Raw genomic sequence first — 23,165 nt, forward strand, 5'->3', positions numbered from 1 at the left:
CGCGAGACGGGTCCACCAGGCGGTGCTGTGAGGCCCGTCACCGGGCGCCGAGGGCCACCAGCCGCGCGCGCAGGGCGGGCCACGCGTCTGCGAACGCGGGCAGCAGCGGGAGGTCCGTGACCTCGTCGATGGGCACCCAGCGCAGCTCCACGCTCTCGGCGTCGGTCACCGCCGGGTGCACCGGGACGATCTCGTCGGCGAGCACCGTGGTGTAGGACCAGCTCGGGTGCTCCAGCACCCACGACTCCCGCGGCCGGACCGCGCGACGGTCGATGCCGGCCTCCTCCTCGGCCTCCCGCAGCGCCGCGTCCTGCGCGGACTCGTCGGGCATCCGCGCCCCGCCGGGCACCCCCCACGTGCCGCCCTGGTCGCTCCACACGGCCCGGTGCTGCAGCACGACCGCCGTCGGGGTCCCGTCAGCGTCGCGCCGGGCGAGCAGGAGACCCGCCGCGCCGTACAGGCCCCAGTGCCGCCTGCCGCACGCGCACTCGACCCAGCCGTCGCCCGGCTGGCGCTGGCGGTGGGGCGGTGGTCCGTCCGGCACGCCCGGGTCAGCCGACGATCTCGCAGATGGCGGTGCCGGCGCTCACGCTCGACCCCACGCCCGCGGACAGCGCCGTGACGGTGCCGGCCCGGTGCGCGAGCAGCGGCTGCTCCATCTTCATCGCCTCGAGCACGACGACGAGGTCGCCCTCGGCCACCTGCGCACCCTCCGCGACGGCCACCTTGACGATCGTGCCCTGCATCGGGGACGACAACGTGGTGCCGTTGCTGCTGCCGTTCGCGCGGGCGGCGCGGCGCACGGGCCGGCGCGCGCCCGGACCGCCGGGACCCCGACCGGCGCCGCCCGGCCCGCGGCCGAGCGCGAGCGCGGCCGGCAGGACGACCTCGAGCCGCTTGCCACCCACCTCGACGACCACGCGCTCGAGGACCGTCGGCTCCTCGTCCTCGTCCTCTTCCTGCGGCGCGGCCGGCGCGAGGGCTGCGACGGCGTCGGCGAACTCCGTCTCGATCCAGCGGGTGTGCACGGAGAAGGGCTGCGCGGGGTCGGCCGGCGCGAACGCCTCGGCGTCGAGCACCGCGCGGTGGAACGGGACGACCGTCGGGATGCCGACGACCTCGAGCTCCGCGAGCGCGCGACGGGCCCGGGCGAGCGCCTGGGTGCGGTCCGCGCCCGTGACGATGACCTTGGCGATCATCGAGTCGAAGAGTCCCGACACGCTGTCGCCCTCGACCACGCCGGAGTCGACGCGCACGCCGGGGCCGGAGGGGAACCGCAGGGTGGTGATGCGGCCCGGGGCGGGGAGGAAGCCGGCGCCCGGGTCCTCGCCGTTGATCCGGAACTCGAACGAGTGGCCGCGGGTCTCGACGTGGTCGTACCCGAGCGGCTCGCCGGCCGCGATGCGCAGCTGCTCGCGGACCAGGTCGATGCCGCTGATCTCCTCGGTGACCGGGTGCTCGACCTGCAGGCGCGTGTTGACCTCGAGGAACGAGATGGTGCCGTCCGCGGCGACCAGGAACTCGCAGGTCCCGGCGCCGACGTAGCCGGCCTCGCGCAGGATCGCCTTCGAGGACTCGACCAGCTGGGTGCGCTGCGCGTCGGTGAGGAACGGCGCGGGAGCCTCCTCGACCAGCTTCTGGTGGCGGCGCTGCAGCGAGCAGTCGCGTGTGGAGACCACGACCACGGTGCCGTGGGCGTCGGCGAGGCACTGGGTCTCGACGTGCCGCGGGCGGTCGAGGTACCGCTCGACGAAGCACTCGCCCCGCCCGAACGCGGCGACGGCCTCGCGCGTGGCGGACTCGAACATCTCGTCGATCTCGGCCGACTCGCGGGCCACCTTCAGGCCGCGTCCGCCGCCCCCGAACGCCGCCTTGATGGCGACCGGCAGGCCGTGCTCGGCCACGAACGCGTGGATCTCGGCGACGCCCTGCACGGGGTCGGCGGTCCCGGCGACCAGGGGTGCGCCGGCCTTGTGCGCGATGTGCCGCGCGCTCACCTTGTCGCCCAGCGACTCGATCGCCGACGGCGGCGGGCCGATCCAGACCAGGCCGGCGTCGAGGACCGCCTGCGCGAACCCGGCGTTCTCGGCGAGGAAGCCGTAGCCGGGGTGCACGGCGTCGGCGCCGGACCGGCGGGCGACGTCGAGCAGCTTGGCGATGTCGAGGTATGTCTCGGCGGCACGCGCGCCGCCCAGGGCGAACGCCTCGTCGGCGATCCGGACGTGCAGGGCCTCGCGGTCGGTGTCGGCGTAGACGGCGACGGAGCCGATCGCGGCGTCGCGACAGGCACGGGCGATGCGGACGGCGATCTCACCGCGGTTGGCGATGAGGACCTTGGAGATGGCGGGCACGGCTCACCGTAACGCCCGCCGCGTGCCGGACCCCCGCGCTGGCCGTGCGCCTGGGCAAGATTGTCGATCCGACCAACCGTCCAGGGGACGTGTTTGTAGGGATCCTCAGGTGCGGTGCTCGTGGTGGGCGGTTTGCGGTGGGCGAGTTGTCAGAACGCCACAACGTCGGACGCACGAACGAGCCCGGCCTCCTGGAGGACCGGGCTCGTGCGGGTGCTGCTCAGGCGCGGGCGAGGAGGTTCTCGTCCGCCTTCACGACGGTCTCGGGAGCCGTCGGCGCCAGGCGACGCAGGGTGTAGCCGATGAGGCCGAAGACCAGGCCGAGGCCCATCACCAGGGCCGCGACGCCGAAGGCGACGACCGACGTGAAGAGCGAGGCCCGCAGGAAGGAGCCGTTCATCGCGACGGCGCGCAGCGGGTCCTCCTTGTCCAGCTCGGCGTACGTCTTGCCACCGGTGGCCTCGAGGGCGTGGTGGTTGATGATCTCGGCCTGTGCGTACGCCTCCCACGGCGTGTTCACCGTCTGGCCGCCGAACGCCGCCGCGTCTTCGCTGACGGTGATGTTCTCGGCGGTCAGGTGGGAGGAGACGGCCCCCCAGGTCACGGCTCCCGCGATCAGCATCACGCCACCGACGATGATCGTCACGAGGCCGGCGATGCGGACGAAGCGGGTGTTGGGTGATACGGCACTGGTCGACATGTCATGTCCTTGGACGCCCCTCGCGGGTCCGGCCTACCCGGCCCCGATGGGCCTCTCGGGCTGGCCCACGTGAACATCGTTCACCTGCGGGAACGCGCCTCCCTGGGACCTAGGTCAGGACTTCCGCCACAGGTCGGGGATGCGCACGCCGACCTCGCCGAGCAGCTCGCGCAGCAGCGGCAGGCTCAGCCCGACCACGCCGTGGTGGTCGCCCTCGATGCGCTCGACGAACGGGCCGCCGAGGCCGTCGATGGTGAACGCGCCGGCCACGGCCAGCGGCTCGCCCGTGGCGACGTAGGCGTCGATCTCGTCGTCGGACACCTTCGCCCACGTGACGCTCGTCGAAGACGTCGCGCCCAGCATCGTGGGCACGGCCCGCTCGTCCATGAGCCAGTGCCCGGTGTGCAGGACCCCGGTCCGGCCGCGCATCGCCCGCCAGCGGCCGGCCGCGTCGGCGGCGTCGGTGGGCTTGCCGTAGATCTCGCCGTCGAGCTCGAGCATCGAGTCGCAGCCCAGCAGCAGCAGGTCGTCGGCGTCCTCGAGCTCCGCCGGCAGGTTCCGCGACACGTCCTCGACCTTCGCCTGCGCCAGCAGCAGCACCGCGTCCGCCGGGTCCAGCGCCCCGAACCGCTCGCGTGCGGCGGCCAGGACGGCCTCCTCGTCGACCCCTGAGACCGCGACGAGCGGGTCGATCCCTGCGGCCTGCAGGGTGGCGCGGCGGGCGGGCGAGGCGGAGGCGAGCAGCAGGCGGGTCACGGGTGGCGAGCCTAGTTCGTCGCGCGACCGAAGGTCCCGGCCCGGCGCACGGGTTGCCGGGGCACAATGGGCGCGCTGTGGTCGGGTGCGCGCGGGCGGTACCGCCGGTCCGAGGTCACGAGGGACGCGAGGAGACACCGTGGGAGACGCGACGAGGTCGTCGAGGAACGACGTGCACGACGGCATCGCCGACCCGCAGGACGAGCTCGACGACGACCTGGAGATCGATCCGGACCCCGACCTGCTGCAGCCGCCGACGCAGGCGTGGCGGACGCGGACCGCGATCGAGATGGTCATCTCCGGCGCGCTCGGCCTGCTGGCGTCGTTCGTGCTCTCGATCGACGCGCTCAAGCTCGCGGCGGGGGGCACCAACTTCGGCTGCGACCTCAACTCGGTGATCAGCTGCAGCACCGTGGCCAAGAGCCCCCAGGCGCACATCCTCGGCGAGTACTTCCCCAACGCGTTCCTCGGCATCGCCGCCGAGGCCGTCGTCATCACGGTGGCCGTGGCGATCCTCGGCGGGGTGCGCTTCCCGCGCTGGTTCATGCTCTCGGCGCAGGCGATCTACACCGTCGGCTTCCTGTTCGCGTGGTGGCTGTTCTTCGAGGCGTACTTCGTCATCAAGGCGCTGTGCCCGTGGTGCCTGCTCATCACGGTGACGACGACGCTGGTGTGGGCGGGCCTGACGCGCCTGAACGTGCGCGACCACGTGATCAACTTCCCGGGGCGGTGGGGTCCGTCCGCGCGCCGGTTCGTCGCGCACGGCAACGACTGGTTCGTCACCGTCGCGCTCATCGTGCTGCTGGCGGCCGCGATCGTCCTCAAGTACGGCTCGTCCTTCCTCTGACCGCGATCGACGACGAGGGGCCGGTGGCCATGTGCCACCGGCCCCTCGTCGTGCGTCGTCAGCTCGCGAACGCGGACTTCAGCACGTCGAGCGGGAGGGAGCCCAGCGACAGCGCGCGGGCGTGGAACGCACGGATGTCGAACTCCTCGCCGGCCGCCTCGGCCTTCGCCCTCGCTTCGTCGCGGGTCTGCTCCCAGAGGCGCTGACCGATCTTGTACGAGGGGGCCTGGCCGGGCCAGCCCAGGTACCGGTTCCACTCGAAGCGGATGAACGCCTCGGGCATGTTGATGTTGGCCCTGAGGAACTCCCAGCCCTTGTCGGCGTCCCAGGTGCCGCCACCCCACTCGGCGGGCGCCTCCAGCCCGAGGTGCACGCCGAGGTCGAAGACGACGCGCGCCGCGCGCATCCGCTGCCCGTCGAGCATGCCGAGCCGGTCGCCCGGGTCGTCCAGGAAGCCGAGGTCGGCCATGAGGCGCTCGGCGTACAGCGCCCAGCCTTCGCCGTGGCCCGACGTCCAGCACGCCAGCCGGCGCCACGTGTTGAGCGTCGCGCGCTCGAACACCGCCTGACCGACCTGCAGGTGGTGGCCCGGGACGCCCTCGTGGTAGACGGTCGTCTTCTCGCGCCACGTGTTGAACGTGGTGACCTCCGGCGGCACGGACCACCACATGCGGCCCGGCCGGGTGAAGTCGTCGCTCGGTCCCGTGTAGTAGATGCCGCCGCTCTGCGTCGGGGCGATCTTACACTCGAGGGTGAGGACCGGGACGGGGATGTCGAAGTGGACGCCGTTGAGCGCCTCGATCGCCGCGTCGGACGTCTCCTGCATCCAGGCCTGGAGGGCGTCCGTGCCGTGCAGCGTGCGCGAGGGGTCCTCGTCCAGCGCCGCGACGGCCTGCTCGACCGTGGCGCCGGGGCCGGCGATCTGGGCGGCGACGGCCTCCTGCTCGGCGACCACCCGTGCGAGCTCCTCGAGCCCCCACCGGTACGTCTCCTCGAGGTCCACGGTGGCGCCGAGGAACGCCCGCGACCACAGGGCGTACCGGTCGCGTCCGGCCGCGTCCGACTCCGGGGCCTGCGGGGCGAGCTCGTCGGCCAGGAAGGTCGCGAGCGTGGCGTAGGCGGCGCGCGCCGCCGTGGCGCCGTGCTCGAGCTCGGCGCGGACCAGGGAGCAGGCCGCGGACTCGTCGAGCACCGAGTCGACGGCCTCGCCCGTGATGAACGAGGTGAAGAACGAGGTCTCCGGATCGGCCTGCTCGGCGGCCTGGCGGGCGCACTCCTCCACCTGGCGCTTCGCGGCGACGGCGCCGGTGCTCGCGGCGAGCCGGAGGGACTCGATGTACCCGTCGATCGCGGTCGGGAGGGCGTTGAGCCGGGCGGCGATGTTCGACCAGCCCTCGACGGTGCCCGTCGGCATGATGTCGAAGACGTCGCGCAGGCCCTGCACCGGCGAGGCGATGTTGTTGAGGTCGCGCAGGAACTCGCCCGCGGCGTGCAGCTCGAGCTCCAGGCCGAGGCGCTCCTGCATGGCGGCCAGCGTGATCTGGTCGATGTCGTCGGTCGGGGCGACGCCGTCGAGGGCCTGCAGCGTGGTGCGGGCCAGCGCCGCCCGCGCGTCCAGGCCGGCGGGCGACAGGTCGGTCATCTCGTGGTCGTGACCGGCGATGCCCATGGCGGTGGCGCCGAGGGGGTCGAGGGTCGCGTACTGGGCGATGTAGGCCTCGGCGATCGCGTCGATCGGGGAGGCTTCGCGCGCGGGGGAGGAAGTCGTCGTCGAAGTCACCCGCCCGACCTTACTCGGCGGCTACCGAGCGGTAGCACGCGTTTTCCCGAGTCAGCCGCGCAGGCTCCAGCGCCACGCGTCCGGTCCCGGTCGCAGGCCGACCCGGGCGCCACGCATGGTGCGCCGGCGGTCGGCCCAGGGTGCCGCGACGGCCCGGTCGGAGACCTCCGCCAGGCGGGCGCGCTCGGAGGCGGCGGCCATCAGCCCGGCGACGAGGGCGGCGAGCTCCATGTCGTCGGGGGTGCCCCGGACGACCTGGACGTGGGCGTCAGTCATCGTCGTCCTCGTCCTCGTCCTCCTCGAACGCCACGGCCGCGCCGCGCGAGACGCCCCACTCGCCCACCTCGAACCCGGCGTCGACCAGGTGCTGCGCCAGCTCGGCGCCGCCCTGCTCGACCAGGTCCAGCACGGAGTCGAGCGAGAGGTCGGACGTGTTGGGCGGCGGCCCGACGACGAACCCGAGGTGGAACGTGTCGATCTCCGCGTCGCTGCGCGGGGCGTCCGCGTCGCCGTGCTCGTCGTCGCCCCAGGACATGCCGGTGAGGTCGGCGTGGATGCCCAGCCGCTCGTGCAGCAGGTCGTACAGCTGCGCGTTCAGGCCGCCGATCTCCGACTCGAGCACGAGGATCCGCGGGTCCTCGTCGGCCTCGGTGGAGCCGAACTCCGCGCGGACTCCGACCGCCGCGTCGACGTAGCGGTGCAACGCCGCGGCCAGCGCGTCGACGCAGCCGTGCAGGTCGGTCGCGACGACGCCGACGAGGGGCTCGGGGCCGTGGGCCGGGTCGTCGTGCCCGCCGTGCTCGTCGTGCTCGTCGTGCTGGTGCTCGCTCACAGCGGGATGTTCCCGTGCTTCTTGGGGGGCAGGCTGGCACGCTTGGTACGCAGCAGCCGCAGGGCCTTGGTGATCTGCACGCGCGTCTGCGCGGGCGCGATGACCGCGTCCACGTAACCCCGGTCGGCGGCGTCCCACGGGTTCACGATGGCCTCCTCGTACTCGGCCGTCAGGCGCCGGCGCTCGGCCTCGACGTCCCCGCCGGCGTCGGCGACGGACTTGAGCGCGCCGCGCTGCAGGATGTTCACCGCGCCCCCGGCGCCCATGACCGCGATCTGCGCGGTGGGCCAGGCCAGGTTCACGTCGGCACCCAGCTGCTTGGAGCCCATGACGATGTACGCGCCACCGTACGCCTTGCGGGTGATGACCGTGACGAGCGGGACGGTGGCCTCGGCGTAGGCGTAGATCAGCTTGGCGCCGCGCCGGATGATGCCGTTCCACTCCTGGTCCGTGCCCGGCAGGAAGCCCGGGACGTCGACGAACGTGAGCACCGGGATGTTGAACGCGTCGCAGGTGCGCACGAAGCGGGCGGCCTTCTCGGCGGCGTTGATGTCGAGCGTGCCGGCCATCGACATCGGCTGGTTGGCCACGATCCCCACGGGGTGGCCCTCGACGTGGCCGAACCCGATGAGCACGTTCTGGGCGTACAGCGGCTGCACCTCGAGCAGGACGCCGTCGTCCAGCACGTGCTCGATGACCGTCCGCATGTCGTACGGCTGGCTGTCCGAGTCGGGCAGGAGCGCGTCCAGCTCCTCGTCCGTCTCGTTCACCGACAGGTCGGTCTCGTGGTCGAACGTCACGGGGTCGGTGAGGTTGTTCTGCGGCAGGTAGGTGAGCAGCGCCCGCACGTAGTCGAACGCGTCGTCCTCGTCGGAGGCCATGTAGTGCGCGACGCCCGAGCGGGTGTTGTGCGTGGTCGCGCCGCCCAGCTCCTCGAAGCCCACGTCCTCGCCCGTGACGGCGCGGATGACGTCCGGGCCGGTGATGAACATGTTCGACGTGCCGTCGGCCATGACGATGAAGTCGGTCAGGGCGGGGGAGTACACGGCACCGCCCGCCGACGGGCCGAGGATGAGGCTGATCTGCGGGATCACCCCGGACGCGGCGACGTTGCGCCGGAAGATCTCGGCGAACTGCGTGAGGGCCGCGACGCCCTCCTGGATGCGCGCGCCGCCACCGTCGCTGATCCCGATGAGCGGGACGCCGGTGCGCAGCGCGAGGTCCATCACCTTGGTGATCTTCTCGCCGTGCACCTCGCCCAGGCTGCCGCCGAACACCGTGAAGTCCTGGGAGTAGATGCAGACCGGGCGGCCGTCGACAGTGCCGTGCCCGACGACGACGCCGTCGCCCTCGATCCGCTTCTTGTCCAGGCCGAAGTTGGTGGACCGGTGCCGGACGAACGCGTCGACCTCGGTGAACGAGCCCTCGTCGAGGAGCTGCTCGATGCGCTCGCGGGCGCTCCGCTTGCCCCGCGCGTGCTGCTTGTCGACGGCGGCCTGCTCGGCGGCCTGCGCGGCGCTGTACCGGTCCGCGAGGTCGGCCRGCTTGGCGGCCGTGGTGCGCGGGGCCGTGTCGACGGGCTGCTGGGTGTCAGTCACCCGACCGAGGCTAGTTGTCGATGACCACCATGCACGTGCAGGCGGATCACGGTGTTGACCCCGTCGGGGTGTCGGGTTCCCACAACGCAGGACATCATGGGCGCTGTGCCCCCGATGCCCGCCCTTCGCGTCGCCGAGCTCCGCGACCTCCTGCTCGCGCCCGCCGGCCCTCTGTCGCGGGTCGAGATCGTCGAGCGCACCGAGTCGACCAACAGCGACCTCGCCGCGGACCTGCGCGCGGACCCCGCCTCGTGGCCCGACGCCAGCGTGCTCGTCGCGGAGCACCAGGCCGGCGGCCGCGGCCGGGCGGGGCGATCGTGGGAGACGCCCGCGGGGACGGCGCTGACCTGCAGCTTCGTCACGCACCCACCCGTCCCGGCGACGTCGTTCGGCTGGATCGCGCTGCTCGCGGGCCTCGGGGCGGTCAACGCCCTGCGGGCGACCGGCGGGGTGCCGGCGACGCTCAAGTGGCCCAACGACCTGCTCGTGCCGGCGGAGACCGAGATCGACGGGTGGGGTGCCGCGCGCAAGATCGGCGGCATCCTCACCGAGGTCGTCACGCTGCCCGCCGGGCAGCCCCCGGCGGTCGTCATCGGGATCGGGATCAACGTCAGCCAGTCCGCCGAGCAGCTTCCCGTGCCGAGCGCGACCTCGTTGGCGCTCGCGGGCGCCCAGCACGTCGACCGGGAGGGCATGCTCGTCGCGCTCGTCGACGCGCAGCTCGAGGTGGCGCAGCGCTGGCGGGACTCGGGCGGCGACGCCCGCGGGTCGGGGCTGGCCGACGAGGTCGCCGCCGTGTGCAGCACGCTCGGGACCGTGGTCACGGTGGAGCTGCCCGGGGGTGGGTCGGTCAGCGGCCTCGCGGCGCGGCTCGACGACGACGGCGCGCTGGTGGTGGTCGACGACCGGGGTGAGTCGCACCGCGTGCTGGCGGGTGACGTGCGCCACGTCCGCTCTGCTGGGTGAACTACCCTCGACCCGTGCCGGACGAACGATCGCAGGACCTCGACTTCGTGGAGTCGACGGTGGGTGAGCTGGACGCCGAGCTGCTGGGCGGCACCCGCACCCTGAGCGCCCGCGATCTCGCGGCGCGCGCCGGCATCGAGATCGACGTGGTCCGCGGCTTCTGGACCACCATGGGCCTGCCGCACGCCGACCCGGACGACCCGATCTACACCGAGCGCGACGCGGAGGCCATCGATCGCGCCGCGGCCCTGGTCCGCGAGCACGGCCTCGACCTGCGGACCGTCATGACCGTGACGCGCGCCCTCGGGCACACCTCCGACCGCCTCGCGCTGTGGCAGGTCGAGGCGCTGGTGGAGGACATGGCCGGGCGGTACGAGCTCGACGACACCTCCGCGCGCCTGCTCGTGCTCGACAGGCTGGCCTCGCTCGCCCCGGTGCTCGAGGCGCAGCTGGTGCACTCCTACCGTCGCCAGCTCGCGGCGATCGCCGGTCGGTACGCGGGGGAGTTCGGCCAGCTCCGCGCGCCCGGTCCGGAGAGCTCCGCCCTGCCGCTGGCGCGCGCCGTCGGGTTCGCGGACATGGTGTCGTTCACGCGCCGCACCGCCGGGCTCGGGTCCACCGACCTGTCGCAGTTCGTGCAGCGCTTCGAGGCCGCCGCGCGCGACGTCGTCTCCGCGGCCGGCGGGCGCGTGGTCAAGACCATCGGCGACGCGATCCTCTTCGTCGCCGACACCCCCGGCAYCGGCGCCGTCATCGCGCTCGGCCTGGCCGAGGCCCTCGGCAAGGAGCTCGACGTCGACCGCGAGACCACCACCGGCGGGCTGTTCGAGGGTGCCCGCGGCGTGACCCCGGTGCGCGTCGGCCTCGTCTGGGGACGTGTGCTGTCGCGGTTCGGTGATGTCTTCGGGCCCGACGTGAACCTGGCCGCACGCCTGACCGACATCGCCGAGCCCAGCACGGTGCTGGTCGACGCCTCGACCGCCGAGGTCCTGGCCACCGATGCGCGGTTCGTGCTCGAGCCGCGGCCCGCCCGCCGGCTGGCGGGGATCGGGACGGTGCACCCCGTGCGGCTCCGGGCCGCCGGGGCGTGAGGGCTCGGCCCTAGCCGGCAGCCTCGTCCGGCTCGACCTCGTCCACCAGGGACGGCCCGTTGTTGGCGACGGTGTTGACCGCCGTCGAGACGGGCGTGGCGACGATGTCCGGCGCGGGCGCCTCGAGGAGCTCGCGCGCGCCCTCGGCGCCGACCGCCGGGTCCAGCCACGCCGACCACGCCTCCGGGCGCAGCATGAGCGGCTGGCGGTCGTGGATGTGCGCGAGCTCCTCGGAGGCCGGCCGCGTGATGACGGTCGCGCTGACCACCCACCTCTCCGGGTCGTCGTCGGCCCTGCTCGGGTCCTTCCAGAACTCGTAGAGACCGGCGAGCGCCACGACGTCGCCGTCGGCGGGGTGCAGGTAGAACGGTTGCTTGCGCTTGGTGGGCGACCCGGGCTCCGGCTTCTTCCACTCGTAGTACCCGTCCGCGGGGAGCAGGGCGCGGCGGACCGCGAAGGGCCGGGCGAACGCCGACTTCTCCTCGAGCGACTCCGCGCGGGCGTTGATCATCCGGTTGCCCACCGAGATGTCCTTGGCCCACGACGGCACCAGGCCCCACCGCGCCACGCGGAGCTGCCGCGTGATCTCGCCCGTCTCCTTGTCCGCGCGCTCGACGACCATGCGGACGCCGTCGGTGGGGGCGACGTTCCACGACGGGCCGAGCAGCCGGACGTCGTCGGCGACCGTGGCGATGGCGAACTCGTCGGCCAGGGCCTGGTCCTCGCGGAAGGAGGCATAGCGACCACACATGGGTCCAGCGTGCCAGGCGTCACCCACGTTCGTATCGAATCGATTCGTTTCTTGTGGGAGGATGGGTCCCGATGAGTTCTCGCACCACCCCTCCCGCACCGACCGACCGCGCGCCGGCCGCCGGCGTCGTATCCCCAGGAGCCGTGCCCGCGACGGGAGCCGCGCCCGCACCGCAGTACCGCCCCAACGCGAAGTACGTGCTGCTGCTGGGCCTGATGTGCGCGCTGCCCGCGATCTCGACGGACATCTACCTCCCCTCGCTGCCCGACGTCGCGCGCGACCTGCATACGTCCGCCACGGCGGCGCAGCTGACCATGACGGCGATGCTCATCGGCGGTGCTGTGGGCCAGCTGGTGATCGGTCCGCTGTCGGACCGGTTCGGGCGCCGCAAGCCCGTGCTCGTGGGCGTCTCGCTGCACGTGGTCACGTCGCTGCTCTGCGCGGTCGCCCCGGCGATCGTGCCGCTCATCGCGCTGCGGACCATGCAGGGCTTCTTCAACGCCTCCGCGAGCGTGGTCGCCATGGCGGTGATCCGCGACCGGTTCGTCGGTGCGGACGCCTCGCGCCTGATGTCCCGGCTCATGCTGGTCATCGGCGTCGCGCCGCTGTTCGCGCCGTCGGTCGGCGGGCTGATCGCCGGCGAGTGGGGCTGGCGGGCGGTGTTCCTGGCCCTCGCGATCTTCGGCGTCGTGCTGTGGCTCGTGGTCTGGCGGCGGCTGCCCGAGACCCTGCCTCCCGAGCGGCGCCGAGAGGGCGGGCTGCGGCCCGCGCTGTCGGGCTACCGGAAGCTGCTGCGCGACCGGCACTTCGTCGCGCTGGCCATCCTGCCGGGACTCGGCGTCGCCGTGCTGATGAGCTACGTGGTCGCGTCGCCGTTCGTGCTGCGCGAGGGGTACGGGCTGTCCGCGCACCAGTTCTCGTTGCTGTTCGCCGTCAACGGGCTGGGCCTCGTCGCCGGCGCGCAGGTCAACGCCGCGCTGGTGCGGCGCGTGGCGCCGATCCGGATCGTGCGGGTCGTCCTGCCGATCTCGCTCGCGCTCACGCTCGTCCTGCTCGCGATCGCGATCACGGGCTGGGGCGGACTGACCGCGCTGCTCGTGGTGCTCTGGCTCATCCTCGCGATGGTCAACTTCGTCCCGCCCAACGCCTCCGCGCTCGCGCTGAGCCGGCACGGCGAGGTGGCCGGGACCGCCGCCGCCGTCATCGGGGCGACCCAGGCGGGCGTCTCCGGCATCGTGAGCCCGCTGTCGGGGCTGCTCGGCGGCGACGCCGTGGCCATGGCCGCGGTCATGGTCGGTGCCTCGTTCGCCGCCCTTCTCGTGCTGAGCCTCGCGACCCCCGCGTACCACCGCGACGGCGCCTGGGCGGTCTGAGCCCGGTCCGACCCACACCCGTTCGGGTGACCGGCCGATGGCCCGCTGACCAGGCGTTTCGCCCGTCGCCGGACAAGTCGGTCGGGTGAACTGCGCCTCTCGGGTGCCGTGACACGTCCGGCCCTGCCGCAGCTGTGCCGATCTCTCTAGCGTGCCCGTCGACCCCCGCCTCGACGACCGCACGTCCTGAAGACCTCGGGACGCGTGAGGCCGCCGGAAGGACCGAACCACATGCTGCGTCGTCTCGCGCTCAGCCTCCTCGTCGCCGTGCTCGCGCTGGGCGGTGCCGCGGTGCCGGCGGTCGCCTCGGGGAGCGCCGACCTCTTCCCCCGGGTGGCGGGTACCTCCGACCCGGGGTGCGACGCGACCCACCCCTGCCGTGCCGCGCTCGAGTGGCGGACCAACGCCTACGGTCCGGCCGGCGACACGCAGATCCAGCGCCGGACGCTGTTCACGGTCTTCGCGAAGAAGGACGAGCAGATCCTCACGGGATCGTCGTCGATGGGGACGGGCAGCGCGGACATCGCGATCTGGAACCCGGGCGTGGTCACCGACACCGAGGCGGCGCTGCCGACGCTCGTCGACGGCACCAACGGGTTCAGCTGCGCGGCCCATCGGCCGGACGCGGCGAGCCTTGTCGGCAAGCTGACCACGCGCGCGCAGGAGCTGGCCCGCGCACGGTCCGTCGACGGGACGCAGAACACCGCCGGCTACGTGCCCTGCGTCTACACCGCGCCGACGACCGGTCTTTACCACGTGGCCTTCTTCGGCGCGGCCGGCACCAACAACGCCGCCGACGGCACACCCGACCCGGACCTCGACCCGAGCGCTGGGTTCCGGGCCGCCGCAGGCTCCTCCATCAACGCCTGGGACCTCACCGTCCGCGCGGGGACGGACAACGCCTCCGTCGCCGACATCCCCGGGCGGGCCTTCACCTACGTGCTCGCGGGCTTCACCGGCGGCAACCCGCGGCCGGTGACCATGAAGCTGTTCCTCAACACGCTGGACGGCTACCGCTACGCGGTGGACAGCCACGGCTTCGACCCCAACGGCTTCGTGTTCTACGGCAACCGCCAGGGGTTCCTCGACGCCGACGGCACGACGCCGCTGAACCACGACGTCATCGGCACGGGCGCCAACCCGCAGACGCTCCCCGGACTCGTCGGCGGCGTGCACCTTGCCGCGCCGGAGTACCCGCTGTCGTTCGAACCGCTGGCCGCAGAGACGCTCGCCGCGCTCGGCATCCCCACGGCACCGGTGCCGCCCACGCTCGGCGCCGTCGACTTCGCCGGCCGGGCCACGAGCCACGGAAGCTACGAGGGCCAGGGCGGGACGTTCCGGCTCCAGGCGGCCTCCGGTGGCACCTACGAGATCGTGATCTCCCGCGACGGTGTCAACTTCGACCCGGGCTGGCCCGGCAACCGGGCGTTGCGCGGCGTCGTCCCGCCGGGGAACACCACCGTGGTGTGGGACGGGAACGACAACAGCCGCCAGCCGCTGCCGGCCAGGGACGACGCGTACAGCGTGCGTGCGGTCATCCGGGCGGGCGAGTACCACGCGCCGATGCTCGATGTGGAGAGCTCGACGCAGGGCGGTCCGTCGATCAGGCTGCTCAACCCGCCGCAGGGCGTGTGCCCGTTCACCGGAAGCTGCACGACGGTGTTCTTCGACGACCGCACCTATCTCTCGAGCACCGGCGCCCGGGTGGGCGACGTCGACTCGGGCACGCTGTGCACGACGTTCTCGCCCGGCCTTCCGCCGCTGTTCGCCGCGCCCGAGACCGGGATCGACAGCACCGGCGGCCTGCGGGCCTTCGGTGACGACACCGGGCTGAACGCCAACCAGTACTGCCCTGCGACCGGCGGCACGCTGGGGGACGCCAAGGGGCTCGACCTGTGGACCTTCTTCCCCTCGACCAGCACGGCGACCTCGCTCGACGTGCTCGCGCAGGTGGCGCCCACCGCTCCGTCCGCCCTGCCCGACACGGGCACGACGCGGGTCAACACCACCCTGACGGTCCCCGCACCCGACGGCATGCTGAAGAACGACACGGGAGCCCGGCTCACGGTGGTCCCCTCGTCGACGACGTCGCCGGCGCACGGGTCGGTGACCGCCCAGACGGACGGGTCCTTCACGTACGTCCCGGACGCCGGCTACGTGGGGACGGACACCTTCCGCTACACGGCGATCGACCGGTACGACCGGACCGTCTCCGCCGTCGTCACCCTCACCGTGACGCCCGTGGCCGCCGACGACGCCTGGACCACCGCGGTGAACACGCCGCTCACCGTCCCGGCCGCGGGTGTCCTCGCCAACGACACCGGGCTCGGGCTCACGGCAGGCTCGGCGTCGCTGCCGTCGCACGGCACGGTCGTGCTCGACCCGACGGGCGCCCTGGTCTACCGGCCGGCCCCCGGCTTCTCGGGCACCGACACGTTCACCTACGCCGCCTCGGCCGGTGGACCGTCGGCCGGCGCCACCGTGACCATCACCGTGACCCCGCAGGCCGTCGACGACGACCTGGGCACGATCCCGGCCAACGCGGTCGTCACGGGCACCGGGCTCCTGGGCAACGACGCGGGCTCCGGCCTCACCGTGACCGGCGTCGGCACCCCGGCGCACGGCACGGTCACCGTCGCGCCCGACGGCAGCTACACGTACACGCCGCCGGTCGGCTGGGGCGGCACGGACACGTTCACGTACACGGCGACCGACACGGCGCACCAGAGCACGACCGCCACGGTCACGGTCCGCGTCTCCACGCCGGTGCAGCTCGCGCACGCGTTCGACGACGCCGTCACCGGGCTCCCCGGCCAGCCGACGACCGTCGTGGAGCTGACCAACGACTCGCCGGGCGACAACCTCGCGTGGGTCGTCCCGACCGTCCGGCTCGTCGACCCGACCACCGCCCTGCCCGTGACCACCGTGACGGTGCCCGGCGAGGGCACGTGGACCATCGACGCCGGGCACGTCGTCTTCACGCCCGTGCCGGCCTTCCACGGCGACGCGGACCTGGACTACCAGGTGACCAACACGCGCGGGCAGACCGTGACGGCGACCGTGACGGTCACCTACCCGGCGCCGCCGGTCTCCACGCTCGCCGCGCCCGTGCTCACGGTGACCGTCACGACGCCGCCCACGACGCCGACGGTCACGAAGGCGACCGCCCTGACCGTGACGGTGCACATGCCCACGGAGTCGCTCGCGACGACGGGCGCCGACCCGGTGGTCGGGCTCCTGGTGGCGTTCTCCCTGGTGGGTGGGGGTCTGGCGCTGACGGTCGCCCGACGCCGGATCCTGGCGCGACGCTGAGTCGGCTCAGGCCCGGTGCAGCCGGTGCAGGCCGGTGACGGCCTGCGCCAGCACCTCCTCGCGCTTGACGAAGGTGAACCGGACCCAGGAGCGCAACGCCGTGTCGACGTCGGAGCCCGCGTGCGTGAACGCGGTGACGGGCACGCCCACGACGCCGGCCAGCGCCGGCAGGTCGCGGCACAGCGCCGCACCGTCGTCGTAGCCGAGGGGTGTCGCGTCGGCGAGCACGAAGTAGGTGCCCTGCGGCCGCACCACCGTGAAGCCGGCGTCCTCGAGTCCCCCGCACAGCAGGTCGCGCCGGCGGGCGAGGGACGCGGCGAGCTCGACCACCCAGGCGGCGACGCCCGGGTCGCGCAGCGCGAACGCCACGGCCGGTTGGAACGGCGCGCCGTTCACGTAGGTGAGGAACTGCTTGACGGTGCGCACCGCCGTGACCAGCGGTTCCGGGCCGGTGACCCAGCCGATCTTCCAGCCGGTGAACGAGAACGTCTTGCCCGCCGACGAGATGGTCAGCGTCCGCTCGGCCATGCCGGGCAGCGTCGCGATCGGCACGTGCACGGATGAGTCGTCCAGCACCAGGTGCTCGTAGACCTCGTCGGTGACCACGACGGCGTCGTGGTCGACGGCCAGCCGGGCGATCGCCGCGAGCTCGTCGCGCGTCAGCACCGTGCCCGTCGGGTTGTGCGGCGTGTTGACGAGCACGAGCCGCGTCCGTGGGCTGAACGCGGCGGCGAGGGCGTCGAGGTCGAGCCGGAAGCCTCCGGGCGTCGCGCGCAGCGGGGCCGTCGTGTGGGTGGCGCCGGCCATGGCGATCACCGCGGCGTACGAGTCGTAGAAGGGCTCGAGGGTGAGCACCTCGTCGCCCGGCCCGGCGAGCGCCAGCACCGTCGCGGCGATGGCCTCGGTCGCCCCCGCCGTCACCAGCACCTGGCTGTCCGGGTCCCAGCGCAGGCCGTACCGCGCCGCCTGGTGCTCGGCGACCGCCTCGCGCAGCGCGGGGATGCCCGGGCCAGGCGGGTACTGGTTGGCGCCGGCCGCGATCGCGTCGGCCGCCGCCCCGGCGACGGAGGCCGGGCCGTCCACGTCCGGGAAGCCCTGGCCCAGGTTCACGGCGCCCGTCCGGGTGGCGAGCGCGGACATCTCGGCGAACACGGTGGCGCGGGGGACACCGTCGTCGCCCAGCAGCCCGGTCGCGCGGGCGACGTCCTGCCAGCGGGGTGTGCTCATGGGTGCAGGCTAGGCCGTGGTTCGAGCGGGACCCGTCGGGGTGACGGGTCCGGGAGCGTCGCCGCTCAGCTCACCAGTCCGGTCGCGGCGGTGAGGCCCGCGACCACGACCAGTGCGAGGGACGCCCAGGCCGCGACGATCCACCACTCCACGTGGTGTCGCCGCAGAACCCGCTGCGCCTGTCGTTCAGCCATACGTAGAAGATCGGCACGGAGCGCGCCAGGTACAACATCCCGCGCCGATGGGTGCGGAATTCACCCTTTCGGCACGCAACGGATCGCCGTCCGGGGACACGTTCGCGTCGCTCGCGACCGTTCCCCGCTCAGCTGCCGGCGGCCTTCAGCTTGTCGCTGAGGGTGGCGAGCTGCTGCGAGATGGCGTCGAGGCTGTCGGCCGCGGCGCCGGTGGCGTTCGCCTTGGCGGCGTCGAGCTCGCTCTGCGCGTCGGCCACCTGGGCCTGGGCGTCAGCGAGCGCCTGCTGCGACGCCGCGGAGCCGTCGGCCTTGGCCTTGTCGAGCGCCGCCTGAGCATCGGCGACGGACGACTGCGCGTCGGTGACGGCCTTGTCGCCCTGGGCGTCGAGGTCGCCCAGCTTCTCCTTGAGGTCCGTGATCTTCTGCGCGGCCGCGTCGGCCTCGGCCTTGGCGTCCGCGACCTGGGCCTTGAGGTCGTCGACCGCGGTCTGCGCCTGGCTGGCGGCGTCCTTGGCCTTCTGTGCGGCGTCGTCGATGTCGGCGTCGGAGCAGCCGGCGAGCCCGAGCGCGAGCAGAGCGGCGACGACGGGGGCTCCGGCGCGGGCGAGGCGGGGGCGGGTCGGGCTGGGCATGCGGTCCTCCGGGCTTCCGATGGTGGTCACGGCCGGTGCCACAGTCTGCCCGTCCGTGCGCCGACACGCCCACCGACGCAGGCCGACGCCCCGCCCACGCGTGCGCGGGCGGGGCGTCGGGGCGAGCGGCTACGACACGGGGGAGGGGACCCCGTCGGTCGCGAGCTGCTCGCTGCGACGCGCACGGACGTCTCCCAGGGACGTCCCGTAGTACGCCGCGGTCATGAGGTCCTTCATGTCGTCGATCATCGGCATCCGCGGGTTCGCGGGGGCGCACTGGTCCTCGTAGGCGCCCATCGCGACCTCGTCGAGCCGGGCCAGGAACTCCTGCTCGTCGACGCCCTGCGCCCGGAACGAGGACGGGATGCCGACGCGGGCCCGCAGGGACTCGACCGCCAGCGCGTACGACTCGACGCCCTCCGCGGGGGTCGACGCCGGCAGCCCGAGCGCGGCGGCGAGCTGCTGGAACCGCTCGGGGGCCACGTAGTGCTCGTACTTGGGCCAGCTGGTCAGCTTCGTCGGCACCGTGCCGTTGTAGCGGATCACGTGGGGCAGCAGCGTCGCGTTCGTCCGCCCGTGCACCAGGTGGTACGTGGAGCCGACGACGTGCGCCATGGCGTGCACGATGCCGAGGAACGAGTTGCCGAACGCCATGCCGGCGATGGTCCCCGCGTTGTGCATGGTCGCCCGCGCGTCCTGCGTGGCCGGGTCCGTCGGGTCGCCGTTCACCGACAGCGCGAGGTTGTCGAAGATGAGCCGCACCGCGTGCAGGGCCATGCCGTCCGTGAAGTCGTTGGCGTAGACGCTGACGTACGCCTCGGTGGCGTGCGTGAGGGCGTCGAAGCCCGAGTCGGCAGCCAGCGAGGCCGGCATCTTCGCGGTCAGGACGGGGTCGATGATCGCGACGGACGGGGTCAGCGCGTAGTCGGCCAGCGGGTACTTCTTGCCGGCGTCGGGGTCGCTGATCACCGCGAACGGCGTCACCTCGGCGCCGGTCCCCGACGTGGTCGGGATGCACACCAGCTGCGCGAGCTCGCCCAGCACGGGGAACTTGAAGGCGCGCTTGCGGACGTCGAAGAACTTCTGCTTGAGGTCGGAGAAGTTGATCTCCGGGTGCTCGTAGAGCAGCCACATGACCTTCGCGGCGTCCATGGGCGAGCCGCCGCCGAGCGCGATGATCGTGTCGGGCCGGAAGTGGCGCATCTGCGCGGCCCCGGCCTGCACGGTCTTGACCGACGGCTCGGGCTCGACCTGGTCGATGATCTGCAGCGCGACCTTGGAGGACCGGCGGTTCAGGACGTCGATGATCTTGTCGACGAAGCCCAGCGTGGTCATGGTCGCGTCCGTGACGATGGTGACGCGCTCGACGTCGGGCATATCCGCCAGGTAGCGGATGGCGTTCGGCTCGAAGTACGTCTTGGCCGGCACCTTGAACCACTGCAGGTTGTTGTTGCGACGGCCGATCCGCTTGACGTTCACCAGGTTCACCGCCGAGACGTTGTTGGACACGGAGTTGTGGCCGTACGAGCCGCACCCGAGCGTGAGCGACGGGATGAACGCGTTGTAGATGTCGCCGATGCCGCCCAGCGACGAGGGCGCGTTCGCGATGATGCGGACGGCCTTGACCCGGCTGCCGAACTCGTCGGTCAGCGCGTCGTCCTGGGTGTGGATGGCGGCGGAGTGGCCCAGGCCGTCGAACTCGACCATCTGCTCGGCCAGGCGGATGCCGTGCTCGGTGGACTCGGCGCGCAGCACGGCCAGCACCGGCGCGAGCTTCTCGCGCGTCAGCGGCTCGTGCGGGCCGACGCCGCTGACCTCGACCAGGATGATCGACGTGTCGTCGGGGACCGTGAAGCCCGCGTGGGCGGCGATCCACTGCGGGGTCTGCCCGACGACAGCCGCGTTGAGCTTCGCCTCGCCGCAGTTCGTGCCGTCGGCCTCGACGCCGAAGATGAAGCTCTCCAGCAAGGCCTTCTCGGCCGCGTTCGCGCGGTAGGCGTGCAGCACGGCGAACTCGGCGAGGGCGGCGTCGTAGATCGCGTCGTCGAGGATCACGGCCTGCTCGGACGCGCAGACCATGCCGTTGTCGAACGCCTTGGACAGCACCACGTCGTTGACCGCGCGCTGCAGCTTGGCGCTCTTCTCGATGTAGGCGGGCACGTTGCCCGCGCCGACGCCGAGGGCCGGCTTCCCACAGGAGTACGCGGCCCGGACCATGGCGTTGCCGCCCGTGGCCAGGATGAGTGCGATGCCCGGGTGGTTCATGAGCGCGGTGGTCGCGGCGATCGACGGCTGCTCGACCCACTGGATGCAGTGCTCGGGGGCGCCCGCGGCGACCGCCGCGTCGCGCACCACGCGCGCGGCGGCGACCGACGACGCCTGCGCGCTCGGGTGGAACGCGAACACGATCGGGTTGCGAGTCTTGAGCGCGATGAGCGACTTGAAGATCGTGGTCGACGTCGGGTTGGTCACCGGGGTGACGCCGCAGATGACGCCGACGGGCTCGGCGATCTCGGTGATGCCGGTCAGATCGTCACGGGAGATGACACCGACGGACTTGAGGTTCGCCATCGAGTTGGTCACGTGCTCGCACGCGAAGATGTTCTTCACGGCCTTGTCCTCGAAGACTCCGCGGCCGGTCTCCCTGACCGCCAGGAGCGCGAGCTCGCCGTGCTTGTCGAGCGCGGCCACCGAGGCCTTCTTCACCAGGTGGTCGACGTCCTCCTGCGTGAAGCGCGCGTACTCGGCCAGGGCCTTGGCGCCCTGCGCCACCAGCTGGTCGATCGCGGGTGCGGGGTCGGTCTCCTGGGCGGCGCTGCGCCCCTTCGTGGTCGTGCGGGATGTGGCGTGATCCGTGGAGGTCACCGTTCTTCTCCCTGTCGAGGCTGTGCCGGACCCTGCGGTCCGACGCTCTCGACGCTACGGACACGGGAGCGGCCCCGGGTGGGTCGAACGTCCCCTCACGTGCGTCTCAGCGTTGCTGGACCCGGGTCACCCACGACGACGACAGGCTCTCGTCCTCCAGGTCGAGCTCGCGCATCATGCGGCGCATCACGGCCTCGTCCAGCTCGCCCGAGTCGCGCAGGTCCATGAGGACGTCGCGCTGGGCGGCGACGATCTCGCGGCGGAGCCGCTGGGTCCGCAGGCCCTCCTCGGGGGTGGGGATCTTGGCCGGGCTGACCTCGCGGATCGCACCCGCGACGCCCGGCAGCGGCTCCTCGACCTCGCCGTCGGGCACCAGCTCGTCGGCCGACGACGGGTCGAGCATCACGGCGGCCGCCGTCGCTCGTGCGCGCCACACCCCGGACAGCCGGTCGATGAGCTCGCCCGCGCGCTCGGGTCCGAGGTTCTTGCTCCAGTCCTCGCGCTGCCGCTCGAGCACGTCGTGCACGGCGTCGGCGGTCGCCACCCGGACCGCGGCCTCCTGGGCGGCGTCCTGCGCGCTCTCGTCGGCGGAGCCCACCCCGAGCCGCATGATCACCCAGGGCAGCGTCAGGCCCTGGATCAGCAGCGTCCCGATGGCGACCGTGTAGGCCGCGAGCTGGATGGTCGCCCGCTCGGGGAACGGCGCGCCGTTGCTGGTGATCGGGATCGCCGCGGCCGCCGCCAGCGTGACGACGCCCCGCATGCCGGCCCAGGACACCACCGCTGACTCCCGAGGCGACAGCGAGTCCCTCGCCGGCCGGTGGCTGCCACGCAGGCGCAGGTGGTCGAAGCGGGCGGTGAGGAAGATGTACGCCGGCCGGACCAGGATGGCCGCCAGCAGCACCACGAGCGACACCGCGACGCCGTGCCGCAGGCCCTGGTCCGACGCGATCACGTCGCGCACCACCCACGGCAGCTGCATGCCGATGAGGGCGAACGTGAACGACTCGAGCACCAGGTCGACCGTGGACCAGATCGGCTCCTCGTAGAGCCGCGTGGCGTACCCCGCGCGCGGCGACGTGTGCCCCAGGTACAGCCCGGCGGCGACGACGGCGAGCACCCCGGAGCCGTGCAGCTCCTCGGCCAGCCAGTACGCCGCGAACGGCGTGAGCAGCCCGATCGCGGACGCGACCACCGGGTCGTCGAGGCGCAGCCGGACGGTGTGCACCACCCAGGCGATGACGAGGCCGACAAGCACGCCCACGCTGACCGCGAGCGCGAAGATCCCGAATCCCTCGGCGAAGGCCCAGGCGCCCGTGGCGACGCCGGCGAGCGCCACCTTGTAGAGCGTCAGCGACGTCGCGTCGTTGATGAGGCTCTCGCCGGACAGCAACGTCATCACGCGGCGCGGCAGGCCCAGGCGCTTGCCGACGGCGGCGGCGGCCACGGCGTCGGGCGGCGCGACCACGGCGCCGAGCACCAGGGCGGCCGTCAGCGGGACCGACGGCTCGAACCACCAGAACACGAGCGCCACGGCCGTCGCGCTGACCAGCACGAGGCCCACGCCGAGCCGCGTGATCGAGTTCAGCGAGGACCGGAAGTCGCGGTACGAGCTGGACAGCGCGGCCGAGTAGAGCAGCGGCGGCAGGACGAACTCGAGCAGGATCTCGGGCTCGATCTCGTACCGCGGCACGCCCGGCAGGAACGAGACGACGATCGCCACCGCGACCAGGACGAGGGGCGCGGGCCACCCGCGGCGCCGGCACACGGCGGTGACGGCGACAGCCCCGGTGACCAGCACGAAGAGCTCGACGTTGTGCACGGAGCGGCCCTTCAGATCCCGGCGGCGACGGTCGGGGCCACCGTACCCAGTCCCGCCGAGGCCCACCG

19 protein-coding genes are annotated in these 23,165 nt (G+C 72.9%); 5 read left to right on the plus strand and 14 right to left on the minus strand.

What is annotated here, in order from left to right; all coding sequences use genetic code 11:
- Nucleotides 1-37: 37 nt before the first annotated feature.
- From AC1DQC_RS06225 to AC1DQC_RS06240, 4 genes are all read right to left on the minus strand, one after another.
- Nucleotides 38-544: an NUDIX domain-containing protein gene (locus AC1DQC_RS06225; protein ID WP_477050350.1), complete on the minus strand. Its 507-nt coding sequence runs from the start codon at nt 542-544 to the stop codon at nt 38-40.
- A 7-nt stretch (nt 545-551) separates the two neighbouring features.
- A complete protein-coding gene (locus AC1DQC_RS06230) occupies nt 552-2,351 on the minus strand; it encodes an acetyl/propionyl/methylcrotonyl-CoA carboxylase subunit alpha (protein WP_477050351.1) in 1,800 nt (599 codons plus the stop codon).
- A 220-nt stretch (nt 2,352-2,571) separates the two neighbouring features.
- Complete coding sequence (locus AC1DQC_RS06235) at nt 2,572-3,051, minus strand: aromatic ring-opening dioxygenase LigA (RefSeq protein ID WP_477050352.1); 480 nt, start codon at nt 3,049-3,051, stop codon at nt 2,572-2,574.
- A 114-nt stretch (nt 3,052-3,165) separates the two neighbouring features.
- Nucleotides 3,166-3,807, minus strand: coding sequence for a Maf family protein (locus tag AC1DQC_RS06240; protein WP_477050353.1), 642 nt, complete (start codon nt 3,805-3,807; stop codon nt 3,166-3,168).
- A 139-nt stretch (nt 3,808-3,946) separates the two neighbouring features.
- Between AC1DQC_RS06240 and AC1DQC_RS06245 the strand changes: the two genes are divergently transcribed.
- Complete coding sequence (locus tag AC1DQC_RS06245; RefSeq protein ID WP_477050354.1) at nt 3,947-4,654, plus strand: vitamin K epoxide reductase family protein; 708 nt, start codon at nt 3,947-3,949, stop codon at nt 4,652-4,654.
- A gap of 58 nt (nt 4,655-4,712) precedes the next feature.
- On the opposite strand, the gene AC1DQC_RS06250 is transcribed toward AC1DQC_RS06245, so the two are convergent.
- The 4 genes from AC1DQC_RS06250 to AC1DQC_RS06265 are packed head-to-tail and all read right to left on the minus strand — an operon-like array spanning nt 4,713 to nt 8,864.
- Nucleotides 4,713-6,434, minus strand: a complete 1,722-nt coding sequence (locus AC1DQC_RS06250) for a DUF885 domain-containing protein (protein ID WP_477050355.1) — start codon at nt 6,432-6,434, stop codon at nt 4,713-4,715.
- 51 nt (nt 6,435-6,485) lie between these two features.
- Nucleotides 6,486-6,710 (minus strand): acyl-CoA carboxylase subunit epsilon, encoded by a 225-nt coding sequence (locus AC1DQC_RS06255; RefSeq protein WP_477050356.1) that lies wholly within the window; start codon nt 6,708-6,710, stop codon nt 6,486-6,488.
- The gene (locus AC1DQC_RS06260) at nt 6,703-7,266 is read right to left on the minus strand and encodes a hypothetical protein (protein WP_477050357.1); all 564 of its coding nucleotides are present in this window, start codon (nt 7,264-7,266) and stop codon (nt 6,703-6,705) included. Before AC1DQC_RS06260 ends, AC1DQC_RS06255 begins: the two co-directional genes overlap by 8 nt.
- On the minus strand, nt 7,263-8,864 hold the full coding sequence (locus AC1DQC_RS06265) for an acyl-CoA carboxylase subunit beta (protein ID WP_477050358.1): 1,602 nt from the start codon (nt 8,862-8,864) through the stop codon (nt 7,263-7,265). Before AC1DQC_RS06265 ends, AC1DQC_RS06260 begins: the two co-directional genes overlap by 4 nt.
- 96 nt (nt 8,865-8,960) lie before the next feature.
- Between AC1DQC_RS06265 and AC1DQC_RS06270 the strand changes: the two genes are divergently transcribed.
- Both AC1DQC_RS06270 and AC1DQC_RS06275 read left to right on the plus strand, forming a co-directional pair.
- Nucleotides 8,961-9,830: a biotin--[acetyl-CoA-carboxylase] ligase gene (locus tag AC1DQC_RS06270; protein ID WP_477050359.1), complete on the plus strand. Its 870-nt coding sequence runs from the start codon at nt 8,961-8,963 to the stop codon at nt 9,828-9,830.
- Nucleotides 9,831-9,844: 14 nt separating this feature from the next.
- Complete coding sequence (locus AC1DQC_RS06275) at nt 9,845-10,921, plus strand: adenylate/guanylate cyclase domain-containing protein (protein ID WP_477050360.1); 1,077 nt, start codon at nt 9,845-9,847, stop codon at nt 10,919-10,921.
- A gap of 10 nt (nt 10,922-10,931) precedes the next feature.
- Here AC1DQC_RS06275 and AC1DQC_RS06280 read toward each other — a convergent pair whose 3' ends face one another.
- Nucleotides 10,932-11,672 (minus strand): SOS response-associated peptidase, encoded by a 741-nt coding sequence (locus tag AC1DQC_RS06280; RefSeq protein WP_477050361.1) that lies wholly within the window; start codon nt 11,670-11,672, stop codon nt 10,932-10,934.
- 71 nt (nt 11,673-11,743) lie between these two features.
- On the opposite strand from AC1DQC_RS06280, the gene AC1DQC_RS06285 reads away from it, so the two are divergent.
- A complete protein-coding gene (locus tag AC1DQC_RS06285; RefSeq protein WP_477050362.1) occupies nt 11,744-13,045 on the plus strand; it encodes a multidrug effflux MFS transporter in 1,302 nt (433 codons plus the stop codon).
- Nucleotides 13,046-13,276: 231 nt separating this feature from the next.
- On the plus strand, nt 13,277-16,357 hold the full coding sequence (locus AC1DQC_RS06290) for an Ig-like domain-containing protein (protein WP_477050363.1): 3,081 nt from the start codon (nt 13,277-13,279) through the stop codon (nt 16,355-16,357).
- A gap of 6 nt (nt 16,358-16,363) precedes the next feature.
- Here the strand turns inward: AC1DQC_RS06290 and AC1DQC_RS06295 are convergent, their stop codons facing one another.
- The 5 genes from AC1DQC_RS06295 to AC1DQC_RS06315 form a co-directional block, all read right to left on the minus strand.
- Nucleotides 16,364-17,584 (minus strand): pyridoxal phosphate-dependent aminotransferase, encoded by a 1,221-nt coding sequence (locus tag AC1DQC_RS06295; protein ID WP_477050364.1) that lies wholly within the window; start codon nt 17,582-17,584, stop codon nt 16,364-16,366.
- Nucleotides 17,585-17,649: 65 nt separating this feature from the next.
- Nucleotides 17,650-17,778, minus strand: coding sequence for a molybdopterin oxidoreductase (locus AC1DQC_RS06300; RefSeq protein WP_175346467.1), 129 nt, complete (start codon nt 17,776-17,778; stop codon nt 17,650-17,652).
- Nucleotides 17,779-17,906: 128 nt separating this feature from the next.
- Nucleotides 17,907-18,440 (minus strand): hypothetical protein, encoded by a 534-nt coding sequence (locus AC1DQC_RS06305; protein ID WP_477050365.1) that lies wholly within the window; start codon nt 18,438-18,440, stop codon nt 17,907-17,909.
- 99 nt (nt 18,441-18,539) lie between these two features.
- Nucleotides 18,540-21,275: a bifunctional acetaldehyde-CoA/alcohol dehydrogenase gene (gene adhE / locus AC1DQC_RS06310; protein WP_477050366.1), complete on the minus strand. Its 2,736-nt coding sequence runs from the start codon at nt 21,273-21,275 to the stop codon at nt 18,540-18,542.
- Between the two features lie 106 nt (nt 21,276-21,381).
- Nucleotides 21,382-23,097: a cation:proton antiporter gene (locus AC1DQC_RS06315; RefSeq protein ID WP_477050367.1), complete on the minus strand. Its 1,716-nt coding sequence runs from the start codon at nt 23,095-23,097 to the stop codon at nt 21,382-21,384.
- Nucleotides 23,098-23,165 lie beyond the last annotated feature (68 nt).

The organism is Cellulomonas sp. P4_H12, assembly GCF_056400905.1.

Coding starts and splice junctions, on each gene's coding strand:
- AC1DQC_RS06235 (WP_477050352.1), bottom strand. CDS start 3,051: ATGTCGACCAGTGCCGTATCACCCAACACCCGCTTCGTCCGCATCGCC.
- AC1DQC_RS06255 (WP_477050356.1), bottom strand. CDS start 6,710: ATGACTGACGCCCACGTCCAGGTCGTCCGGGGCACCCCCGACGACATG.
- AC1DQC_RS06270 (WP_477050359.1), top strand. CDS start 8,961: ATGGGCGCTGTGCCCCCGATGCCCGCCCTTCGCGTCGCCGAGCTCCGC.
- AC1DQC_RS06280 (WP_477050361.1), bottom strand. CDS start 11,672: ATGTGTGGTCGCTATGCCTCCTTCCGCGAGGACCAGGCCCTGGCCGAC.
- AC1DQC_RS06285 (WP_477050362.1), top strand. CDS start 11,744: ATGAGTTCTCGCACCACCCCTCCCGCACCGACCGACCGCGCGCCGGCC.
- AC1DQC_RS06290 (WP_477050363.1), top strand. CDS start 13,277: ATGCTGCGTCGTCTCGCGCTCAGCCTCCTCGTCGCCGTGCTCGCGCTG.
- AC1DQC_RS06295 (WP_477050364.1), bottom strand. CDS start 17,584: ATGAGCACACCCCGCTGGCAGGACGTCGCCCGCGCGACCGGGCTGCTG.
- AC1DQC_RS06300 (WP_175346467.1), bottom strand. CDS start 17,778: ATGGCTGAACGACAGGCGCAGCGGGTTCTGCGGCGACACCACGTGGAG.